Source organism: Erythrobacter ramosus (assembly GCF_009828055.1).
Lineage (GTDB): Bacteria > Pseudomonadota > Alphaproteobacteria > Sphingomonadales > Sphingomonadaceae > Erythrobacter > Erythrobacter ramosus.
Genome location: NZ_WTYB01000001.1, coordinates 1,195,365 through 1,217,317, shown reverse-complemented (window position 1 = coordinate 1,217,317; position 21,953 = coordinate 1,195,365). Strand labels below are relative to the sequence as shown.

The window sequence follows — 21,953 nt, the reverse complement described above, 5'->3', positions numbered from 1 at the left end:
CGCTACCCCGCGTTCGCCACCGCTTCGTAAAACGGATTGTCCGCCGAATAGTAATTGCAATGGAAGCCTGACGGCACCCGGAAGGGGATGCGCACCGTCGCGATTGGCCCTGCGGCAATATCGGTAGCAGCGAAGATCGCGAGTTCGCTGGTGGGCGAATTGGCGCGATGCACCAGGGTCATCGCATAGCCATCAGCCTCGTGGGTCGCGCCGACGCGCGGGGCGAAGACCAGCTCGCCTGCGGCAGAGCCGGGGCCGAAGTGGTAGAAATCCTCCTTGCCGCTCGCTGTGTCGAAATGCAGCACCGCGTCCATCCCGTCGACCCGGCCATCGACCGAATAGAGGTTCATGTTGCCATAGGCGTGGCGGGTCTTGCGCGCCATCATCCGGTCATCGGGACGCGGGAACTGGATGTCGCGATCATTGAGGGTTTCTTCCTTCATGCTCGCCCCGGCAATGTCGATGGTCCAGCGGCGCAGCGACATCTTGGTGTCCGCGTGGGTCAGCCAGTTGCCATCCTGATCGGGGAACAGCGCCGTGCCGTTGGCAGCGGCGACATCGGCGATGATCTGGCCGTTTTCCTCCCAGGCATTGCATTCGTGGAACATGTGGCGCGGGTCGAACTCAAACCAGCGCACATCATCCGCCGTGCCTTCACGCGGGAGGATCGCGAGCTTGGTCGGGCGGCCTGTGTTCCACGCGGTCATCGGCCCGCCGCGCATCCCGCGCTGGATGTCGGTATCGAGCGGCACCACCGGGATCACTACCCAGTTTTCGGTGAGGAAGAAGGTGTGGATCAGCGCGAAGTGCGGTATCGGCAGCGTCACCGCATGGCGCACCACGCCCTCGGCGGTGGTGATGGTGTATTGCAGCGCGGCTTCCCCGGTCCAGCCGTTGATGTTGGCGCCGATGTTCACCAGCTCGCCGGTGGCATAATCGATCTTGGGGTGGGCCGAGAAGGTCGAGGCGATTGTGCCGTCATAATCATGCACGCCCAGTGTCGTCAGCTCGAACGGGTCCATCGCCACCGGCTGCGAACCTTCCATCAGCGCGAGCAGCTTGCCACCGTGCAGGATGATGTTGGTATTGCCAGTGTTGTAATGCTTGCCCTGCACCTGCGGATCGGACGTCATCGGGTTGCCGAACATCCCGAAGAGCCGACGACCAGCGGCTTTCTCCAGCTCGAACTTCTCGGTGCGCACCCAGCGATTGCGCAAGGACACGCGCCCGTCCTGAAAATGCATGGCGTAGACCATGCCGTCGCCGTCAAACCAGTGATAATCCCCCTCGCGCGTCGGATAGAGCGGCTCTGGCCCGTTGCGGTAGAACACGCCGGCGAGATCCGCCGGGAGATCGCCATCGACAATCAGATCGGGCGCGGTCGCTTCAAACCGCACTGGCTCGTGATGGCCCGACAGGTAGGGGTGATTGAAGAACGGCTGAGTCATGGTTCCTGCTCCGGTTTGGGGAGAAGCTGCCACAGCGGGAGGCAGCCTTCTGCTAGCATTATGAGGGGCATCTCAGCCCGCGATGAGGGCATCGGTCGCGGCGCGATCCAGCCACAGGGCGTGGACGCCGTACGGCACGGGCTGGGGCAGCGGGATGCGGCATTGCTCGGTCATGGTGGCGGCGTCGGCGACGATCAGGACCGCGCGCGTGCCATCGGCGAGCAGGTCGACCAGCCAGCCTTCATCCTCGCCTTTACCCTCCCCGCGCGGCACGAACACCGGCTCGCCGCCGAGCAGCCCGCCGTAATCGAGATACCCGGCCTCGCGCTCCTCAAAGAGGTCGTACTTGAGCACGCCCTGCCCCATCACGCCGCCCGCTTCATCAAGCAGCCAGGTGTAGCGCGCCCGCTCGCCATGGCGGCGCCAGTCGATGCCGGGGCGTTCGTAATGGTGATCGAGCAGCACACGCTCGGTCACCTCCCCGCTCGCCAGATCGAGCCGCCAGTGGACGAATTGCGTGTGGGGCTCCGCCGGGGTATGGATCGGCATGAACGGCGGATAGTCGCGGAACACCGGGGCGTAGATATGCAGCGCGCCGTCCGCTTCCCAGCCATTGGCGATGTGCCAGATATGGCCGGGCACGGCGGTCTCGAACCAGCGCACCGGATCGCCTTCGCGGTGGTCGCGCGCGATCACGCCGAAGCGCAGGGGCTGCTTGGCATCGAACTGCGCCACGCTCGCCCCCGGCCCCGCGAGCCCGCCGGGATTGAAGCGCAGCGAGCTGTCGGGGAAGATGATGTGCGTGTCTGTCAGGATATAATCATGCACGAAGAAGGCGGCGGGCTTTGAGTGCATTACGGTGCTGGTGCTGATCGCCCCGCCGCGCTCCAGCCGGGTGAGGTGCGTCGTTCCCGCGGTGAAATCCTGCCCGATCGAATAGACCGTGCCGGTCGTCTCATCTGTCTTGGGGTGGGCGCTGAAGGGGCAGGTGAGTGTGCCGCCGAAGGTCTCGTTGGCGCCGCGCCCGTCGAGCGTCAGCCAGCCTTGCGCATCGCGCGCCACATCGAGCCGGAACGGCAGCGCCGTCTCTTGCAAGCAGTAGAGCCGGTCGTCATGGTGCAGCACCGCCGTGCCATTGCTGCCCGCTTCGATTGCGCTGAGGCGAGGTAGTAGACCGAAGCGGACCTTTAGCCGCTCCACCATCAGCCCGGCGAGCGCGCCCTTGCCGCCGCTGGTGAGATCGGCGATCCCCATGAAGGGGTTGCGCCCCGCCTGCTCGATCCAGGCCGAGCGCGGCGTGCGGACATAGGTGTTGGAATAGCGCGCCTCTCCGCCGCGCAATTCGATCATGTGGAGCATTGCCTCGCCATCGAACATGTGGCGGCGGCGGCGCGGGGGAAATCGCGCATTGGTGCCATTGCGCAGGAACACGCCGTCAAGTTCTGGCGGCAATTCCCCCTCGATCGCCAGCGGCACGCCGCGCAGTTCCGTATGCACCGGGTCAAACCCGGGGTGGCCATAAGGATCGGCCCCGTTTGGCGGGAGGATTGTGCCGGGTGCATTCATGGCTGGAGCCTCTTTTTCGAAGACGCGCTAGATCAATTTCATTGCAGTTATAGCAATATTACAAGTGCCCACTGCCCCCAGAAATATCAGGTGCATGACCCCAGTAGACAGGTCAAAACCGCCGAACCGTAACGGCAACTTGGCTGACAAGGCCACCCGCTCAATTTGGACAGTTGCCGCTGGTGCCGTGATACTATGCAATTCTTGCAATTAAAGCCGCGGCAGCGCGCTCTGCGCTGCAAGACAAAGGCTCAAAAGAATTTCATCTTGGGGAGAGTAGGATGACATTGACGACCAGAGCGCGACGGACGTTCCTTCGGGCGGCCCTTCTGAGCACAGCCCTGTCAGCGACGACGGCTTTCGCGCAGACGGCCGATCCTGCGGCGCAGGAAGCAGCGCCGGATGACGATTCGATCAAGGAAATCGTCGTTACCGCGCGGTTCCGGACGGAGACCCTGCAAGACACCCCGATTGCGATCAGCGCTGTCTCGGCCCAATCGATCGAACAGGTCGTCATAACCGACGTCAACAGCCTGCAACGCCTGCTGCCCAACGTGCAGCTGAGCCGGATCAATTTCAGTGGTCAGGCGCTCGGCGCGTCGATCCGCGGGATCAGCTTTGCGGACCTTGAAAAGACCTTCGACCCCGCCATCGGCGTGGTGATCGACGGCGTGTTCCTCGGCACAAACACCGGTGCCAATATCGACTTCGACGATCTGGAATCGATCGAAGTATTGCGCGGGCCGCAGGGCACTTTGTTCGGGCGCAATACCATTGGCGGCACCATCAGCGTGCGCCATACCCGCCCCACTGGCGAGCTCGGCGGCAAGTTCAAGGCGCGCTATGGCAGCTTCAACGCGCTCGATCTCGAAGGCGTGCTCAACCTGCCCCAGATCGGCGATGCCCTGTCGATCAAGCTTGCAGGTCTGCGCCGCACGTCGGATTCGCCGACCATCAACCGCTACACCAACGAACGCGAAGACGGTCGCGACATCTACAACATCAGCGCCACGGCGCTGCTCGAACTCGGCGACTTCACCGCCCTGGCGAGTGTTGCCTACAACAAGGACCGTTCTAAGTTTCCCACCGCGATCAACCTGACGCGCGCCTCCGGCCTGGCGTTCGGCGCGGGCGGGAACATCTGCGACTACACCCGCGCCATCGGCCTCGGCGATCTGGGCTGCGACACGCAGGGCGCGGTGCGGCAGGCGACCGAGAACTTCCGGCTCGCCAACACCAGCATCCCGTTTGAAAGCTTCTTCGAAGGCTGGGCCGCCAGCCTCGAAATGAACGGCAAGGTCGGCAATTTCAACGTCACGGCGATCACCGGCTTCCGCAAATCCAACGACCAGCTGCTCGAAGAAAACACCGGGACGCCGCCGGTCTCCTATACCGGAGTGCCGGGGGCAGGCGTGCCGCTGTTCGTCGCCGCGCGCGATCAGGATTACAAGCAGTTCAGCCAGGAAATCCGCGTCGCGGGCGACATTACCGATTGGATGGATATCGTGGCCGGGGTTTATTACCTCAACACCAGCTATTCGATCCGGCCTAACCTGTTCAACGGCACGCGCGGTGGCCTTGCCTATCTTGCCGTGCCGCTGTTCCCGCCGGCGGTGCCCGCGCCGACCGCGATCAATGTGCCGATCCAGAGCGCGACGGCAGCGCAGGATCTGCGGTCCTTCGCGGTGTTCGCAGAATCGATCTTCAAGTTGAGCGACAATATCCGCCTGACCGCAGGCGGGCGCTACACGATCGAGACCAAGGAGTTCGAGCTCGACCAGACCCTCGCCGTGCCCTTCAGCGCGGATGGCAAGAAGACCTGGCGCGATCCGACCTGGCGCGTGATCCTCGACTGGAAGCCGACCGACGATACGCTGATCTACGGCAGCTGGTCACGGGGCTTCCGCTCCGGCGGCTGGAACGGCCGCGCCACCACCGCCGCTGCGATCGGCCCGTACGAGCCTGAAACCGTCGACAGCTTCGAAGTGGGCGCCAAGACCGAATTTGCCGATGGCAAGGTTCAGCTCAACGCCGCCGCGTTCATTGTGAAGTACAACGACAAGCAGGAAGAAATCATCCGTCCGGCCACGGGCGGCGGGACCGAAACCATCGTCGACAACGCCGCCAGCGCGGAGACCAAGGGGATCGAGCTTGAACTGATCGCCCGGGCCACGCCTGAACTGACCTTCCGGGCAGCAGGGGCATACCTCTCGGCCAAGTATGACGACTTCCTGATCCCCAATCTCGCCAACCCCGGCCAATTCGTCGACATCACAAACGTCGCGAATTTCCGCCGTGCGCCGAAGTGGTCGGGCAATGTCGGTCTCGACTACGACAAGGCGTTGGATGATCGCAACAGCATCAACTTCAACACCAACCTTGCCTATCTCGATGACTTCTTCACATCGCCGCGGCGTGACCCGGCCGGGCGCAACCGGGATACCATCGCTGCGCACACCACTCTGGATGCCTCGCTCGCGTTCATTCACTCGGGAGACAGCTTCAAGCGCCTGCGGATCGCCGTCTATGGCCGCGATCTGCTCAACAAGGGCAATCGCATCACCAACACGCTTGATGCCGGGGTGTTCTACTTCGGTGTGGTCAGCGCCAACCGCGAAGGCGGCGTCGAACTGAGCATCGAGTTCTAAAGCAAAGCGGCCCGGGCGCTCGCGTCCGGGCCCGCCTTGCGCAGAGGAGGGCGGCAGATGGACACGCAATCCCGACTGGCGCTGGCGGCGGACAAGCTTGAATGCGTCGAGCTGGTGGCCAAGATGGCGCGGGCGATTGACCGGCGCGATGCCGCACTGCTGGCCAGCCTGTTCCACCCCGATGCGACCGACGACCACGGCCTGTTCAGCGGCACGGCGACGGAATTTGTCGCGTGGGTTATGCCCTTGCTCGCGACGATGAAGCAGACCCACCACGTGATCGGCCAAAGCCTGATCGCGGTCGACGGCGACCGCGCGGTGGGGGAGAGCTATTTCATCGCCCACCACACTCTGGCAGGCCCCGATGGCGATCTTTTCATGGTGGCTGCCGGGCGTTACCTCGATACCTTCGAACGGCGCGAGGGTGTGTGGAAAGTGCTGCGCCGTCACGCGGTCTATGACTGGAACCGCACCGGCGCTTCCACCGACAATTTCGACCGTGCCGATCCCGGGCCGATGGCATTCGGCCGGGCTGACCGCGAAGACCTCTCCTACGCCTAATTTCAAGCGATCGGCGCGGCTAGCCCCTGACCTGCACGTCTACCCTCAGGCCTGGTGGATCGCCTTGACCACCATGTAGCTATCAAGCCCTTCCGAACCGCCTTCACTGCCGAAACCTGATTCCTTGACCCCGCCAAACGGCGCATCCGCCACCGAGATCGCAAAGCTGTTAATCCCGACCATCCCCGCCTCCAGCGCGTCACCCACCAGATTGGCAGTGCGCAGATCATTGGTGAAGGCGAAGGCGGCAAGGCCGAACGGTCCGCGGTTGGCTTCGGCAATCGCATCGTCGAACGTGGCGAAAGGCCGGGTGACGGCGACAGGGCCGAACGGCTCGGTGTTCATGATCGCAGCTTCGTTGGGCACATCGGCGATTAGGGTGGGCTGGAAGAAGAACCCTTCGCCATAGGCTGCACCGCCCGTCAGCAGCCGACTGCCGTGGGCGGTCGCATTGCCGATCAGGCTGGTGAGCGCAGCCGGGCGGCGCGGGTTGGCGAGCGGGCCCATCTGCACCCCGTCCTCCAGCCCATTGCCGACCTTGAGCGCCGCCGCGCGCTCGGCAAAGCCGGTGAGGAAGGCCTCGTAAATCCGCTCCTGCACATAGAAGCGCGTCGGCGCGACGCAAACCTGCCCGGCATTGCGGAACTTCTGCGCCACCAGCACATCGAGCACTTTGGGAAGATCGACATCATCGAACACCAGCACCGGCGCGTGGCCGCCCAGCTCCATCGTGATCCGCTTCAACCCGTCCGCCGCGAGCCGCATCAAGTGCTTGCCCACCGCAGCCGAGCCGGTGAAGCTGATCTTGCGGATGATGGGCGAGGCAATCAGCGTGCGGCTGATCATGTCGGGCACGCCGAATACCAGCTGCGCCGCATTGGCCGGAACCCCGGCATCCAGCAGGCACCGCATCAGCGCCGAAGACGAGGCCGGGCATTCCTCGGCCGGCTTGGCAATCACCGAACAGCCCGCCGCCAGCGCGGGTGCGAGCTTCTTGGCGAGCATGTAGACCGGGAAATTCCACGGCGTGAACACCGCCACCGGGCCGACCGGCTGTTTCAGCACCATCGCCCGCTGGCCGGTGGGCCGCACCAGCACCCGGCCATAGGCGCGCTTGGCCTCTTCGGCGTAGAAGTCGAAGAACGACGCCGCGCCCATGATTTCGCCCAGCGCCTCGGCCTTCGGCTTACCCTGTTCAGTGGTCAGCAGCAGCGCCATGGCCGGGGCCCGCTCACGGATGAGCGCCGCCGCCTTGCGCAAGATCGCCCCGCGCGTATCGACATCGACCATGCGCCACTCTTTGAAGCCCTGCTCGGCGGCGGCGAGCGCTTCTTCAAGATCAGCCGCGGTCGCCACCGGCAGATCGGCAATCCCTGACCCGAGCGCAGGGTTGAGCACACGCAAGGTCTCCCGCCCCTGCCCGCTGCGCCAGCTGCCATTGATGAAAAGCGCAAGATCCGAAGTGTATTCCTGGGTCATGGCCGGTCCTGTTGGTTGGGGCGCTGCGATCATGTCCCGCCTAGCCGATGAGCGGAGCCAAGAGACCTGTGTATTTTGCACAGGTGATCGGGCCCACGCCTGTCAGAGAGGATAGCTTGCACGCCCGGCGGCGGCAGGGCTACGGTGCTCCACCAGTGGCAGAGGGGCTCCCGATGACGATCAGCGCACAGACGGACCCGCACCCGCACAGTTCCGCCAATCCGCCGCCAATCGCGCCCGAACTGGCGGCGCTCGACAAGAAGCTCGGCAAACTGGTGGTCAACCGCTTCACCTACCGGCTGCTCCGGCTGCTGGGACGCTTGGTGCGCCCGCCGTTTGATCCTGCCGGTGTCAGCCTTTCCTATGACCATTCCGGCGGAGAGCGCATCGCGATCATCACGCCCGATACGCGCAGAGGCGATGGCGCGCTGATCCTGTTTCACGGTGGCGGCTTCGTGTTCGGACGGCCCGAGGACATATTCCCTAAGGCCGCCATGTTCGCCAAGACACTGGGCGTGCCGGTGATCTGCCCGGCCTACCGGCTCGCACCCCAAGCCCCGTTTCCCGCCGCGCTGGATGATGGCCACGCGGCATGGCACCGCGTGCTGGCCCGCGCCGAGGCCTTGGGGATCGACCCGGTAAAGATCGTGATTGGCGGCTACAGTGCAGGCGGCGGCCTTGCAGCCAATCTGGTGCACCGTATCCATGATGAAGGCGGCCAGCAGCCCGCCGCACAGTTGTTGATCTACCCGATGCTGGATGATCGCACCGCGCAGCGCCGCGAACTCGATACCCCGCGCCACAGCATCTGGAGCAATGCCAACAACCGCTTTGCCTGGCCCGCCTATCTCGGCGGCAAGCGCGATGCGCAGGCGCTGCCTTACGCCGCCGCAGCACGCCGCGCGGATCTGTCAGGCCTCCCCCCGGCATGGGTGGGCGTCGGCAGCTGCGATCTCTTCCTCGACGAAGTGCGCGACTATGCGCGGCGCCTCGCCGAAGCGGGCGTGGCGGTGTCCTTTGAGGAAGTCGCAGGAGGTATCCACGCTTTCGACATGGACGCCAACCCGCTGGCGAGCGCCTTCACCCTATTGCAAGTCGACTTTACGCGGCACCACGTGGCCTGACCGGCATTGGTGCAATCATCCGGAGAATGTGGAGCAGCAGCGCTGGAGCGGGTGAAGGGAATCGAACCCTCGTCGTAAGCTTGGGAAGCTTCTGCTCTACCATTGAGCTACACCCGCATCGGGCGAGGCGGACGGGCCGCTCGCAGACGCGGGGGGCGCTTGCCATGATTCCGGGCGGCGGGTCAATATGCGATTGCCGCCCTGCCTGCCGCGACATGCGCAAGGCGAGCGCGCTGAAGCTTTGTCATTGCATAAATTTAAGCTCTGGTGGTTTATATCGCCAACGTGCCGGGCGTGCCGGACATGGGAGTCCCGAAGCGTGTTGTTTCCCCGGCGCCTGCTTGCCTTCATCGAATCGCTGGGCGGCGCCGATGCGGCGAACACCTTGAGCGCGCGGCTGCGCGGTGGTGCGCCGTCTGCGCGGCGCTTCAGGGTGCGGCGCGGGGTCGATATCGGCGCAATCCGTGCTTGGTGGACGGGCGAGGCGGCGGCGGCTCCGGGGCCGCTGGCGGATGACGCGGCGCTTGAGGTGCTCTCCCAATGCGCCGGAAATATCGAGAACCCGATCGGCATGACCGCGCTGCCGCTGGGGGTCGCCGGGCCGCTCAGGGTCAACGGATTGCACGCCAGCGGGGATTACTGGCTGCCGCTCGCCACCAGCGAAGCCGCACTGGTCGCCTCCTATGCGCGCGGAGCCCACGCCATCAACCAGGCGGGCGGCACCAGCGCAGCGCTGCTGGGTGAGAATGTCGCCCGCGCGCCGGCCTTCGTCTTCGCCTCTCTGGCCGAGGCAGGCAGCTTCGTCGCCTGGGCGACCCGGCACGAGGCCGACCTTGCCGCCGCCGCTCATGCCACCACCCGCCACGGGCGGCTGCAGGCGATTGAGCCGATGATCGATAGCGACACGGTGTTTCTCGTATGCCGCTACACCACCGGCGATGCCTCAGGCCAGAACATGGTCACCATCGCGACCGAGGCAATGTGCCGCTGGATCATCGCGCACACCCCCGTGCAGCCGCTGCACTGGTTCATTGAGGGCAATTTCTCCGGCGACAAGAAGGCGAGTTACCTCGGCCTGATCGGCGGGCGCGGACGCAAGGTTTCGGCCAGCGTCACACTGCCTACCGAAGTGATCCGCCGCACGCTTGGCACCGATGCCGAAACGATGCTCGCCTATGCGCGGGTGGCGCAATTGGGCGCCACGCTCTCGGGCCAAATCGGCGCGCAGGGGCATTTCGCCAACGGGCTCGCCGCGCTGTTCATCGCCACCGGTCAGGACGCGGCCTGCGTGGCGGAGAGCGCGGTCGGCTTTACCCGGATGGAACCGCGTTCTGATGGCGCGCTGTTCATGAGCGTCACGCTTCCCAATCTGATGGTCGGCACGGTCGGCGGCGGCACGGGAATGCCGCACCAGCGCGCGGCGCTGGAACTGATGGGGCTGGCGGGGAGCGGCAAGGCGCGGGCTTTGGCCGAGGTCACCGCCGGGCTGTGTCTCGCAGGTGAGATTTCGATCATGGCGGCGATTGCCAGCGGGGTGTTCACCAGCGCCCACCACAAGCTCGCCCGGACGCGCGGCTGAGGCGATGGACGCCGCCCGCCCCTCCTTGCCCGCACGCCTGTGGACATATCAGGCCGAGCGCTTCCCGCTGGGCCGCACCGCCGTGCTGTGTGCCGTGTTTGCAGGGGCGAGTGTCAGCGTCTCGGCGCATCTGGCGGGCCGCGACGCACCGGCGCTGACGGCGTACCTCGCCGCCTTCATCATCACGCTGGCCTTCTTCTTCCAGCTGCGGGTGCTCGACGAGATCAAGGACAAGGAGGATGATGCCCGCTTCCGTCCTGAACGTCCGATCCCGCGGGGGCTGGTGCGGCTGGAGACGATTATCGCGCTGGGGATCGCCAGTGCGGCTGTCGCTGCGCTGGCCGCTCTGGCGGTGGACCTGCGGCTGATCGCGCTGCTGGGCGTCGCATGGGGCTGGATGACACTAATGAGCTTCGAGTTCTTCGTGCCCGCGTGGCTGAAGGCGCGGCCGTTCGCCTATCTGGTCAGCCACATGGCGGTCATGCCGCTGATCGATCTGGTGATTACAGGCGCGGAGTGGACGCCCCACGGCACGCCCGTGCCGGCGCTGTCGCTGTTCCTGTTTCTGAGCTTCGCCAATGGCTGCGTGCTGGAAATCGGCCGCAAGCTCTGGGCGCCTGAGTCCGAGCGTGAGGGCGTGGAGACTTACAGCCGCGTGCTTGGGCCAAGGCGCGGTTCGGTGCTGTGGCTGGCGTGTCTGGGCGTCGCACTGGCGCTGCTGCTGGCGGTGGGCTTTGCGACTGGCGCGCCGGTGCTGACAGGTGTGATCGGGCTGGCCGGGGTGGTCTATGCCGGGCGCGCGGCGCTGCTGTATCGCGCGGCGGCCACGCCGGAGCGGGCCAAGGCGCTGGAGGATGCATCGGGCCTGTGGGTCTTTGCCTGCTATGGCGCGGCGGGCTTCGCGCCCTTTGCGGGGGCGTTGCTTCGATGATCCTCACGGGGGCGCAGGCAGACACGGCGGAAGCGGGCGGCAAAGGCCGCGCACTCGCCCGCGCCAGCGCGGCGGGCTTTGCCGTGCCGCCGTTCTTCGTGGTGCCTTCTGCTGAGGCGCCTGACGCCGAAGCCTTGACCGCAGCGCTGGCTGACTTGGGGCCGGGGCCGTTCGCCGTGCGGTCATCAGGCCTTGCCGAGGACGGGGCCGAGGCGAGCCATGCGGGGCAGTTTGAGAGCCTGCTCAATGTGCCCGCCGAAGGGGTCGCCGCAGCTATCGCACAGGTCTCAGCCTCGGGCGCGGGCGAAGGGCTAGCCGCCTATCGCTCCGAACGGGGCATCGCCGACAGCGCCCCGCCCGCTGTGGTGGTGCAAAGCATGATCCCCGCCTCCCACGCCGGGGTCGCCTTCTCCGCCGATCCGGTGGCCGGACGGCGCGACCGGGTGGTGGTCTCGGCCACGCAGGGCCTCGGCGACCGGCTGGTGGCAGGCGAGGTGGACGGTTCTGGTTGGTGGCTCACGCGGCCTGCGCTGGAGGTCGTCGCAACCACTGGCGATGGCGAGGGACTGACCCCTGAACAGGTGCGCGACATCGTCGAACTTTGCCTCGCTGCCGAGGCCGCGTTCGGCGGGCCGCAGGATATCGAATGGGCCTTTGCGGACGGGGCGCTCTACCTGCTGCAATCGCGCCCGATCACCTCGCCCCTGCGCCCCGCCCCGCTCACCGACCCGGGCTTCATGGTGTTCGACAACTCGAACATCGTCGAAAGCTACCCCGGCATCGTCGCCCCGCTGACCTTCTCCTTCGCCAGCTACGCCTATGCGAGGGTCTATATGGCGTTTGTCGGCCTGCTAGGGGTGCCGCCGGAACGCATCCGCGCCGAGCGGGTGGTGTTCGAGAACATGCTCTCCCGCATCGAGGGGCGGGTCTATTACAACCTTGGCAACTGGCACCGCGCGCTGGCGATGCTGCCGGGCTACAGCCTCAATCGCGGTTTCATGGACGGGATGATGGGGACGAGCGCCCCGCTGCCCGAACGGCTGCTGGCGCAGATCGAGCATGGTCAGCCGCAGCGCCTCAAAGAATATGCCCGCATGGCGCGCTCGGCGTGGCGGCTGTGGCGGGCCTCGCGCGCGCTGCCCGCAACCTCGGCGCAGTTCCGCAAGCGGCTCGACCGCGCACTCAAGGCGACCGCGCCGGAGCGGGTGGCGACGCTGTCCCTCACCGAACTTGCCGCCGAATATCGCCGGATCGAGGCCGACCTGCTTGATCGCTGGGACGCGCCGATCGTCAATGATTTCCTCTGCATGATCGCCTTCGGAGCGGCGCGTAAGGCGCTGGAAGGTTGGGCCGGGGCCGAGGGCACGGCGGCGCTCAACGATGTGCTGATCGGTCAGGGCGACATCATCTCGGCGCGTCCGGCGCAGTTGATCCGGGCGATGGGAGAGACCGCACGCGAGGATACCGCGCTGCTGGCCGCGCTCGATGCGCAGAACCGTGCGTCCGTGGAGGTGAGCGCCATCAGCGATGGCGTTGCGGGCTACATCGCCGAATTCGGCGACCGCTGCACCGAGGAGCTGAAGCTCGAAAGCGTCACCCTCGACGAAGACCCCACCCCGCTGTTTGCGGCCATCGCCGCCGCTGCGAGGAGCCGCCACGGCCCCGCGCCGGAGCGCGGCGATCCGTGGGCGCGGCTGGACGTCGCGCTCAAGGGCAAACCCGTCAAGCGGATCATCGCCCGCTGGCTGGTGCGCTGGGCCAAGGACCGCGTGCGCGACCGCGAGAACCTGCGGTACGAACGCACCCGCATCTTCGGGCGCGCGCGCCGCGTGCTCTTGGCGATGGGGACACAGTTCCACGCGATGGGGCTGATCGCTGCGTCCCGCGATGTGTTCCTGCTCACGCTCCCCGAAGTGCTCGGCGCGATCGAGGGCTTTGGCGTCACCGCCGACCTTGCGGGTCTGGCAGAGGTGCGCCGCCGCGAGATGGAGCGTGCTACCGCTCTCCCCGATCCGCCCGAGCGCATCATTACCGAAGGGCCTGCTTGCGCTGCGGCGACCCTCGCGGCTCCCGCGCAAGCTGCCAGTGACGAACGCACCCGCAGCGGTACGGGCGCGTCCGCAGGAACCGTCACCGCCGTCGCCCGCGTCATCGCCGACCCGCGTGGCCAGAGCATCGCGGCAGGCGAAATCCTCGTCGCGCGCCACACCGATCCGGGCTGGATCGCGCTGTTTGCGAGTGCTGGGGCCATCGTGGTCGAGCGAGGTAGCCTGCTGTCCCACAGCGCCATCGTGGCGCGCGAACTGGGGATACCCTGCGTTGTCGGCCTGTCGGACGCGACCCGCTGGATTACGGATGGCGAAGTGCTGACGGTGGACGGAGCTAGCGGAAGGGTGAGCAAAGCATGAGCGAGATCGCTGCTAAGGCCGCCTTCGATCACATCCGCTACGCCCAGCTGTGGGAGGATGCGGACGTGCTGGTGAGCGCCATCGGCCAGCGTCCCGGCGGTCGGCTGGTGTCGATCTGTTCGGCAGGCGACAACGCGCTGGCGATGCTGCTGTGCGATCCCGCCGAGGTAATCGCCGCCGACCTTTCGCCCGCGCAATTGGCGTGCCTGAAGCTAAGGTTGGCCGCGTTTCCGGTGCTGACCCATACCGAATTGACCGAGCTGCTCGGCGCGGCACCTTCGCAACGGCGCGGCGGGTTGCTTGACCGGGTGCTGGCCGAGTGCGACGCCGAGACCGCCGCCTTCTGGGCCGCGCTGCGCCCCGAAGTTATCGCCCACGGCGCGGGCGGAGTCGGCAAGTTCGAACGCTATTTCCGCCTGTTCCACCGCCGCCTGCTGCCCTTCGTCCACTCCCGCCGCACGGTCGCAGCGGTGTTCCAGCCGCGCTCGCAGGAGGAACGCGCGCCGTTCCTCCACGACCGCTGGAACAACCTGCGCTGGCGCTGGCTGCTGAAGGCGTTCTTCTCGCGGCGCGCGATGGGCGCCTTGGGGCGCGATCCGGCGTTTTTCGATCATGTCGAAGGCTCGGTCAGCGATCACGTCTCGCGCCGTATCGAACACGCCTTTGTCGCCAATGACCCCGTCGCCAATCCCTACCTGCGCTATGTCCTGACCGGCACCCACGGCCCGGTTCTGCCGCTCGCATGGCGGCCCGAACATCACGCCACCATCGCTGAGCGGGTAGGCCGCGTCCGCCTCCACCTCGGCCCGCTGGAGCAGGCCGCGACCGAAGGCGTCGACGGCTGGAACCTCTCCGACATCTTTGAATACATGTCGCCCGAGGGCTTCCGCGCGGCTTACGGCAGCATCCTTGCCGCCTCCAATCCCGGCGCGCGGCTGGTGTACTGGAACATGATGGCCCCGCGCGCCATGCCGCCCGAATACGCCCCCCGCGCCCGCCCCCGCCTCGATATCGCGGCGCCTCTCGCCGCACGCGATCAGGCGTTTTTCTACTCCGCCTTCCATGTGGATGAGGTGCTTCCTTGAGCATCGCGCTTAACCTCGCCCTGCTGGCCGGATCGGTCGCGCTACTGATGGGCGTGATCGCCGCCGTGCGTTACGCAGGAGAGCGGTTCGGCTGGCATGCCGAAGTCAGCCGCAAGACCATCCATGTCGCCATCGGGCTTTACGCCATGGCCCTGCCGCTCCTGTTCGATACCCGATTGCCGGTGGTCGTCCTGCTGCTGATTGCACTCGCGCTGATGGGCTGGCTGCGCTTGCCGCAGGTGCGCACCAGCGGGCTCGGGAAGGCGATCCACGCGGTCGAGCGGCGCTCGCTCGGCGATATCTGGCTGGCGCTCGCCATCGGGTTCGTGTTCCTGCAATCGGAGGGCGAATACATCTTCTACGCCCTGCCGCTCGCCATCATCACCCTGTCAGACACCGCCGCCGCGCTGACAGGGAGCGCCTATGGCCGCAGCCGTTTCGCCGTCGAGGATGGGGTGAAGAGCTGGGAGGGGGTGGTCGCCTTCTTCATGGTCAGCGTGATCGTGGCGATGGCGATGCTGCTGCTTCTCACGGACGCGCCGCGCCTCAATGTGGTGGTACTGGCCTTCGCGATTGCTGCCTTCGGCGCGATTGTCGAGGCGGTGTCGTGGCGGGGCCTCGACAATCTGTTCGTGCCGATCTGCCTGCAATTCTTCATCAAGGGCTACCTGTTTGCCGAGCCGATGGCGCTGGCGCTGATCGCGCTGCAATTCGGGGTGGCGGTGATCGCGGTGGCGGTTATCGCGCGGCGGCTGGCGCTGTCGGTGCACGCGAGCCGCGCCTTCGTGATCGCGATCTTCCTGTTTCTGGGCGCGGGCGGGCCTTACGGCGCGGTGGTGCCGATGTTCGCCATCGCCGCGCATCTGATCGCCCGCCGCCGCCCCTGCGCGAGCCCGCACTGCGACCTGGATTTCATCGCGACCCTGTGCGGTGCGGGGCTGATCTGGTTCTTCGTGGGCGAGACCATCGGGCCGAGCGCCTTGAGCTTCTACAATCTCGGCATGGCGGGCATGGCTTTAGGGCTGCTGCTGGTGGCGACCGGAGGCCGGATCGCCGCGGGAGCCGTGCTGACGATAGCGGTGGGTGCGGGCTACATCGCGCTGCTAAGCCTTGCGCCCGGCCATGCGCTGCATTCGCCGTATCTGCCATTGGTGGCGGCGGCGAGCCTGCTGCTGGTCACCGCGCTGGTGCTGGCGCGCACGACATGGTTCGACCGCTGGCGCGCGCCGCGCCTAGGGGCGGTCGCCAATCTGGTACCATTTGCGGCCTATCTTGCGACATTGGGGATGCAATGAGCGACTTCGATGAGATGCGCGCGCCGGGCGCGAGCCTGCGGTTCTACGAACACGGTCCGGCATGGGATGGCGCGGCGGCGGTGGCGCTGGGCGCTTTGGCGTTCGACAATCCCGAGGCTGGCGCGGCGCTTCTGCGCAAGGCCTTGGCCCGCGCTGATGGCCGCCCGGTGCTCGCGCCGATGGATGGCGACACCTGGCACGCCTACCGCACCGTGGTGGAAAGCGACGGCAGCCCGCCCTTCCTGATGGAGCCTGCCGCCCAGCCCCATGTGGCCGAGGCGCTGGCGTTGGCGGGATTTGAAGCGGTCGCGCATTACGCCTCGACCCGCATGGCGCTCGATACCCCGCAGGCCGAGCCTGCGCCGGTGGCGGGGATCACCGTCGCGACGTGGGACGGCACAGACGCGCAGCCGCTGCTGGAGCAAGTGTTCGCGCTGGCGGGCGGGTCTTTCGCGGACAAGCAGTTCTTCAAGCCGATCACGCGCGAGGGGTTCCTCGGCCTCTATCTCCCACTGCTGCCGCTGCTTGATCCGCGGCTGGTGTTTCTGGCGCGGGACGAGCGCGGCGCGATTGTCGGCTTCCTGCTCGGCTTCCGCGATCCGGCGGTGCCTTCGCGGGCGGTGCTCAAAACCTATGCAGGGACGCGGCGGGGCGTGGGGCACCTGTTGGCACATCATTTCCATGAGGCGGCGCGGGGGCTCGGCTGCACCCATGTGGTGCACGCGCTGATGCATTCGGACAATGTCTCATTGGTGCGGAGCGGCCAGCACGGGGCCGAGGTCTTCCGCCGTTACGCTCTGTTCGGACACCGCCCCGCTTGACCATCCTTGCCGCCTTCGATGCGGCTGTCGCCGCGCATCCGGATCGGCCTGCGATCATCAATGGCAAGGGGCGCAAGGTCAGCTTTGCCAGCTTGCATGACCGCGCCGGGTTCCTCGCGGGCGAATGGGCCAAGCGCGGGATCGGGCCGGGCGACCGGGTGCTGATCGCAGTTTCGGTGACGCCCGATCTTTATGCTGCGCTCGCCGCATTATGGCGGCTGGGCGCGGTGGCGGTGCTGCCGGAGCCGGCGATGGGGCTGAAGGGGGTCAAAACCGCGCTGGCGGCAGCTGAGGTGAAGGCGTGGATCGGTGCGGGCGTGCTGAGGGTGCTGCCACTGCTAGTGCCGCGCTTGCTGGGCGTGACGCGCTTGTCGCTCGGCGCGGGTGCAGCTTCTGCGCCGCCGTCGGCAAGCTGGCCGGACGATCACCCTGCTCTGATGAGCTTCACCTCAGGATCGACCGGGCGAGCCAAGGCGATCATGCGCAGCCACGGCTTCCTCGCCGCGCAGAACCGTGCCGTCGGCCCGCTGCTGGCCAGTGACAGGGCGGAGATCGACCTCGTCGCCTTCCCGGTGTTCGTGCTGGCGAACCTCGGGAGCGGGGTGACGTCGGTGCTGCCCAATTGGCCCCTGCGCCGCCCTGACCGCGCCGACCCACAAGCGATCCGCGCCCACATCGCCAAGCACGGCGTCACCCGATTGCTCCTACCCCCGGTGCTGGCCGAAGCGCTGGCCGATGCTCCGCTCCCGGCCAGCGTCACCACCGTCTTCACCGGCGGCGGGCCGGTGTTTGCCGATGTGGTCGACAGGTTAGCCGCCCACAACCCCGCACTCAGGGTCATGGCGGTCTATGGCTCGACCGAGGCCGAGCCGATTGCCGAGCTGGAAGTCAGCGCCCTCACCCGCGCCGACCGCGCCCGGATCAACGGCGGAGAAGGCCTGCTCGCCGGGCCGCCGGTCAGCGCGGTGAGGGTCAGGATCGTCGATGACGAGATCCTCGTCGCGGGCGATCACGTGGTCGAAACCTATGTCGACCCCGCCGACAATGCCGCTACCAAGACCCGCGATGAAAGCGGCACTATCTGGCACCGCACCGGAGACGGCGGGCGGTTCGACGAGGTTGGACGCCTGTGGCTGCTGGGACGCACGCAAGGTCGCATCGAGGGCCTGTGGCCCTTCGCTATCGAGGTCGCCGCGCGGAGTTGGCCGGGGGTCAAGCGCGCGGCGCTCTGCCCGCTGGATGGCAAAGCCTGCCTCGCCATTGAAGGCGATACCGCTCGCCTTGCCCACTGGCAGGCCGCCGCCGCCGCGCTCGGCGTCACCACGGTCGTCGCGCTCAAATCCATCCCGCTTGATCGCCGCCACCGGTCCAAGGTGGATTACGCCCGGCTCGCCGAAGTGATGAGGGCAAGCGGAGCCTAGCGAAGGTCTGAAGCGATCAATCCTCCAGCCAGTGCTTCCAAGCGAACCAGCCCATCACCAGCGCCCCAATGGCACCGCAGAAACCGACCACGCCCCAGAACGCCCAGCGGTGGGCCGCAAAGGGAATGCCCTCGACATTCATGCCGAGCAGCCCGGTCACAAAGGTCAGCGGCAGGAAAATGAACGCCGTCACCGCGATCCCTAGCGAGCGCTGGTCGATCTTTTCGGCGCGCAGATCGGTCAGCTGTTCGTGGAGCAGCGCGGCGCGTTCGCGCACCGCTTCGAGTTCCTCGGCCATGCGCGCGAAGCGGTCTGCCGCCTCGCGCAGGTGCATCCGGTCATCCTTGCTGATCCAGTCGAATTCGAGCTGCGCCATCTGACCCAGCGCATCGCGGTCCGGCGCAACGAACCGCCGCAGCACGATCGCCTGGCTGCGGATATAGGCGATCTTGCGGCGCAGCGCGTAGATGTCGCCGCCGTCCAGCATCCCTTCGCAATCATCGAGGCTATCGCCCAGATCGGCAACCTGCGGGTCAAGCTGGACCGAGATCGCCTGCGCCAATGCCGAGACGAAATCGCCCCCGTCGGTGATCCGCCCAGCACGCACCGCAGCCTCGACCTTGGCGAGCGCTGCCATGCGGTGGCGGCTGACCGACGTAACGCGGGCGCCTTCGACCCATACCCGGATCGAGACCAGCCCGTCAGAATCCTGCATCGTATCAAACGCCGTGCCGCGCAGGTTGATAAGCACGGCATCGTCGACTTCGTCGCAGCGCGGGCGAGTTTCGCTCGCTACCAATGCGTTGGCGGCCATTGCCGGGACATAGTCCGGCAGGTCCATGCTTTCGCCGTGGCCCACGCCCTCGGCATGGAGCCAGACGAATCCCGGCCCTGCGAACTGCGCCACCTCGCCCGGCCCGATGTCGGTGACGATGCCATCGCGCACCAAAAGCGCTTGCACGGTGAGCGGGCGGGTTGTTGCGTCCATCGACGCCCCTGTTAGCCCCGCCGCCGCGCTGGGGGCAAGCAGCGCCTCGTCAGAAATGCGCTCAGAAGTATTTGGCGCTGGCGATCTCGGCCCCTTGGGCGAGCGCGGCGAGCTTGGCCCAGACGATCTCGGGGTCGAGCGCATTGCTGCCCGCGTGGACCGAGAAGCCGCAATCGACCCCCGCCATCACCCGCTCGGCCCCGAGCAGATCGGCATAGCGGCCGATGCGCTGGGCGATCAGATCGGGGTGCTCGATATAGGGGCTCTGCGGTTCGACCATGCCGGGGCACAGGACCTTGCCATCGGGCAGTGCGTGCTCCGCAAAGAAGGCGAATTCATGCGCGTGGCGCGGGTTGGCGCCTTCGATCAGCACGGTCTGCGGCTTGGCGGTCCAGACGATGTCAGCGATCTCGCCCAGCGCCACGTCGCAGTGGTGCGGGCCGGGGTAATTGCCCCAGCATAGGTGCATCCGCAGTTGCTCCGCCGGGATATTCTGCACCGCATGGTTCAGCGCGGCGATGTTCATGCCGATGCGCTTGCGGAACTCATCAAGGGAGAGGTGGGTGAACTGCACATGGCGGCCCATCGCCAGATCGGGGCAATCGACCTGCAAGGTGATCCCGGCCGCCGCGATGGTCTCGTATTCGTGGCGCAGCCCTTCGGCGAGGGCGAAGACATATTCCTCGTCGCTGGCATAGAACTGGTTGGGGAAGAACAGCGCGGTCACACCCGGTGAAGCGGCGGACATGAAGGTGGCGTGGCCATTGGCGAGGCGCACCAGCCGCTCGGCATCGATCCGGGGGGCTTCCATGTCGATCACGGTGATGGGCGCGGTGCAGGCAGGCGCGGACCGCTTGGCGCGGCCCTTGTTGCCGAACACCTGCGCCTTGGCGCCCGGAAAGGCTTCGAGATCGGCGAATTCGTACTGCCCCGCCTCGCCGCCAAAGCCCGAGAGGCGGTGTTTGATATAGGTGGCGTAGCTCGGCTTGGACTGCTCGCCATCATTGACGATGCTCACCCCGGCTTCGATCTGGCGCTTGATGACGTAAGCCGTGGCCTCTTCCACCGCCGAATCGAAATCAGCCTCGGACACGGGCTCCCCGCCCTCGCGCTTGAACACCAGATCGAGCAGGGCTTCGGGGCGCGGCAGGCTGCCGACATGGGTGGTGAGGAAACGCTTGGTCATGCTGGGGCCTTTGGCGTGAGGAACTGGGCGATGGCGGCGTTGAAAGTCGCCGGGTTGTCGGCATTGGCGAGATGGCCCGCCTGCGGGATTTCGATATTCCGCGCGCGCGGCGCGACCGCGCCGAGCACCCGCGCACATTCGCGCCGCCACAAGGTGTCATACACGCCGGTCAGGCTGAGCACCGGCATCGCCAGCATGGCGAGCGCCTCACGCGGGAAGCCGGGCGTCTGGCTCGGCGTCAGGAGATCGCGGCCGTCGTAATCGGCGAGGATTTCGAACATCAGCGCGCGGGCGGCGGGCGAATGGGTCTGCATCAGCGGGTGGCGCGACCATTCGGCCCTGAGCCGCTCCAGATCGCCAGCAGCGGCCAGCGCGCGGAACCGGTCAAGATCGATCACTTCCTCACGCGGTACCAGAGCTGGGAGCGGCGCGCCGGACACCACCAGCCCCGTCAGCCGCGACCCGTACCGCCGCGCCACATCCAGCGCGACCACCGCGCCGCGCGACAGGCCGACCAGCGCGAACCGCTCGAACCCGAGGAAATCGGCAATGGCGATAACGTCTTCGGCCTCGCGCATCAGATCGGGCGGCGCGGTGGCGCGCCCGCAGCCACGCCGGTCAGGCATGACGAGGAAGAAATCGCCCGCCAGCCCTGCCACCTGCGGCGTCCACATCCGGTGATCGAGCGTCCAGCCGTGGAGCAGGATGACGGGCGCACCCTCTCCGGCCATGCAGATCGGCACGGTGCCGCCCGCGACGGCAACCTCGCCGTAACTCACCGGATCATCAGCCACGTTGTTCGCCTTGGGGGCAGCCATGCTCACATGCGCCCCCACGGCCCCGCAATCAGGCGGCTTCTTCGGCGCGGAACGGGTTGTTGTTGTGGTGCTGTCCAGCAAGCCAGCGCTTCAACTCGCCATGCGCAGAAGCGCGGCGATCCGCATCGAGCGGGGCTGCACGCGGATCATCATAGGTGAACTCGATGATCATGCCGTTGGGATCGGTGACATAGAGCGAGCGGCAATAGCCATGCTCCAGCACATAGGTCTGCGGCTCGACAATCCCGGCAGCGGCGATGCGCTTCTGCAATTCGGCCTGGCCATCGGCATCGACGTGAAGCGCGATGTGGATGAAGGGGCTCGACGGCATTTCGGGGCCGAATTCGGCCTGATCGTCAGGATCGGCAAACTGGAAGAAGGCGAGCGCGCTGCCATCGGCGAGTTCGAAGAACACGTGGCAATAGGTGCGCTCCTTGCCGAACAGCTCGTCCTTTTCGCAATAGGTCGCCATCAGCGGGAAGCCAAGCACGTCTTCGTAGAACGCGCGGGTCGCCTCCAGATCCTTGGTCACATAGGCGGTGTGGTGCAGGCGGTTGGCCAGAATTGTCGTCATCGTGCTCTCTCCATCATTCCC

17 protein-coding genes and 1 tRNA gene are annotated in these 21,953 nt (G+C 66.6%); 10 read left to right on the top strand and 8 right to left on the bottom strand.

What is annotated here, in order from left to right; translation table 11 throughout:
- Nucleotides 1–2: 2 nt before the first annotated feature.
- Both GRI59_RS06045 and GRI59_RS06040 read right to left on the bottom strand, forming a co-directional pair.
- Entirely contained in the window at nt 3–1,448 is a 1,446-nt protein-coding gene (locus GRI59_RS06045; RefSeq protein WP_160760246.1) for a carotenoid oxygenase family protein, read from the bottom strand.
- Nucleotides 1,449–1,520: 72 nt separating this feature from the next.
- Nucleotides 1,521–3,014 carry a carotenoid oxygenase family protein gene (locus GRI59_RS06040; protein ID WP_160760245.1) on the bottom strand — a complete coding sequence of 498 codons (1,494 nt, stop codon included), beginning with the start codon at nt 3,012–3,014 and terminating at the stop codon, nt 1,521–1,523.
- Nucleotides 3,015–3,295: 281 nt separating this feature from the next.
- Between GRI59_RS06040 and GRI59_RS06035 the strand changes: the two genes are divergently transcribed.
- Entirely contained in the window at nt 3,296–5,662 is a 2,367-nt protein-coding gene (locus GRI59_RS06035; RefSeq protein ID WP_160760244.1) for a TonB-dependent receptor, read from the top strand.
- Nucleotides 5,663–5,719: 57 nt separating this feature from the next.
- Nucleotides 5,720–6,223 (top strand): nuclear transport factor 2 family protein, encoded by a 504-nt coding sequence (locus tag GRI59_RS06030; RefSeq protein WP_160760243.1) that lies wholly within the window; start codon nt 5,720–5,722, stop codon nt 6,221–6,223.
- 45 nt (nt 6,224–6,268) lie between these two features.
- Here GRI59_RS06030 and GRI59_RS06025 read toward each other — a convergent pair whose 3' ends face one another.
- Nucleotides 6,269–7,702, bottom strand: a complete 1,434-nt coding sequence (locus GRI59_RS06025) for an NAD-dependent succinate-semialdehyde dehydrogenase (RefSeq protein WP_160760242.1) — start codon at nt 7,700–7,702, stop codon at nt 6,269–6,271.
- Nucleotides 7,703–7,875: 173 nt separating this feature from the next.
- On the opposite strand from GRI59_RS06025, the gene GRI59_RS06020 reads away from it, so the two are divergent.
- Nucleotides 7,876–8,826, top strand: a complete 951-nt coding sequence (locus GRI59_RS06020) for an alpha/beta hydrolase (RefSeq protein ID WP_160760241.1) — start codon at nt 7,876–7,878, stop codon at nt 8,824–8,826.
- 43 nt (nt 8,827–8,869) lie between these two features.
- Here the strand turns inward: GRI59_RS06020 and GRI59_RS06015 are convergent.
- Nucleotides 8,870–8,943: transfer RNA gene (locus GRI59_RS06015), tRNA-Gly, on the bottom strand.
- A 202-nt stretch (nt 8,944–9,145) separates the two neighbouring features.
- Between GRI59_RS06015 and GRI59_RS06010 the strand changes: the two genes are divergently transcribed.
- The 7 genes from GRI59_RS06010 to GRI59_RS05980 are packed head-to-tail and all read left to right on the top strand — an operon-like array spanning nt 9,146 to nt 18,366.
- Entirely contained in the window at nt 9,146–10,405 is a 1,260-nt protein-coding gene (locus tag GRI59_RS06010) for a hydroxymethylglutaryl-CoA reductase (RefSeq protein WP_202390863.1), read from the top strand.
- 4 nt (nt 10,406–10,409) lie between these two features.
- Nucleotides 10,410–11,336: a UbiA family prenyltransferase gene (locus GRI59_RS06005; protein WP_160760239.1), complete on the top strand. Its 927-nt coding sequence runs from the start codon at nt 10,410–10,412 to the stop codon at nt 11,334–11,336.
- The gene (locus tag GRI59_RS06000; protein WP_160760238.1) at nt 11,333–13,744 is read left to right on the top strand and encodes a PEP/pyruvate-binding domain-containing protein; all 2,412 of its coding nucleotides are present in this window, start codon (nt 11,333–11,335) and stop codon (nt 13,742–13,744) included. The genes GRI59_RS06005 and GRI59_RS06000 overlap by 4 nt, the downstream gene beginning before the upstream one ends.
- Nucleotides 13,741–14,829, top strand: a complete 1,089-nt coding sequence (locus GRI59_RS05995; RefSeq protein WP_160760237.1) for a BtaA family protein — start codon at nt 13,741–13,743, stop codon at nt 14,827–14,829. The genes GRI59_RS06000 and GRI59_RS05995 overlap by 4 nt, the downstream gene beginning before the upstream one ends.
- Nucleotides 14,826–16,124, top strand: coding sequence for a diacylglycerol/polyprenol kinase family protein (locus GRI59_RS05990; RefSeq protein WP_160760236.1), 1,299 nt, complete (start codon nt 14,826–14,828; stop codon nt 16,122–16,124). The genes GRI59_RS05995 and GRI59_RS05990 overlap by 4 nt, the downstream gene beginning before the upstream one ends.
- Nucleotides 16,121–16,945: a GNAT family N-acetyltransferase gene (locus GRI59_RS05985; protein ID WP_160760235.1), complete on the top strand. Its 825-nt coding sequence runs from the start codon at nt 16,121–16,123 to the stop codon at nt 16,943–16,945. Before GRI59_RS05990 ends, GRI59_RS05985 begins: the two co-directional genes overlap by 4 nt.
- A complete protein-coding gene (locus GRI59_RS05980) occupies nt 16,942–18,366 on the top strand; it encodes an AMP-binding protein (protein WP_160760234.1) in 1,425 nt (474 codons plus the stop codon). Before GRI59_RS05985 ends, GRI59_RS05980 begins: the two co-directional genes overlap by 4 nt.
- Before the next feature lie 16 nt (nt 18,367–18,382).
- Here GRI59_RS05980 and GRI59_RS05975 read toward each other — a convergent pair whose 3' ends face one another.
- The 4 genes from GRI59_RS05975 to GRI59_RS05960 all read right to left on the bottom strand — a co-directional run bounded on the left by GRI59_RS05975 (nt 18,383) and on the right by GRI59_RS05960 (nt 21,932).
- Entirely contained in the window at nt 18,383–19,354 is a 972-nt protein-coding gene (locus GRI59_RS05975; protein WP_160760233.1) for a zinc transporter ZntB, read from the bottom strand.
- A 61-nt stretch (nt 19,355–19,415) separates the two neighbouring features.
- The gene (locus tag GRI59_RS05970; protein ID WP_160760232.1) at nt 19,416–20,540 is read right to left on the bottom strand and encodes a cobalamin-independent methionine synthase II family protein; all 1,125 of its coding nucleotides are present in this window, start codon (nt 20,538–20,540) and stop codon (nt 19,416–19,418) included.
- The gene (locus GRI59_RS05965) at nt 20,537–21,358 is read right to left on the bottom strand and encodes an alpha/beta fold hydrolase (protein ID WP_160760231.1); all 822 of its coding nucleotides are present in this window, start codon (nt 21,356–21,358) and stop codon (nt 20,537–20,539) included. The genes GRI59_RS05970 and GRI59_RS05965 overlap by 4 nt, the downstream gene beginning before the upstream one ends.
- Before the next feature lie 28 nt (nt 21,359–21,386).
- Nucleotides 21,387–21,932, bottom strand: a complete 546-nt coding sequence (locus tag GRI59_RS05960; RefSeq protein ID WP_160760230.1) for a VOC family protein — start codon at nt 21,930–21,932, stop codon at nt 21,387–21,389.
- Between the last annotated feature and the right edge of the window lie 21 nt (nt 21,933–21,953).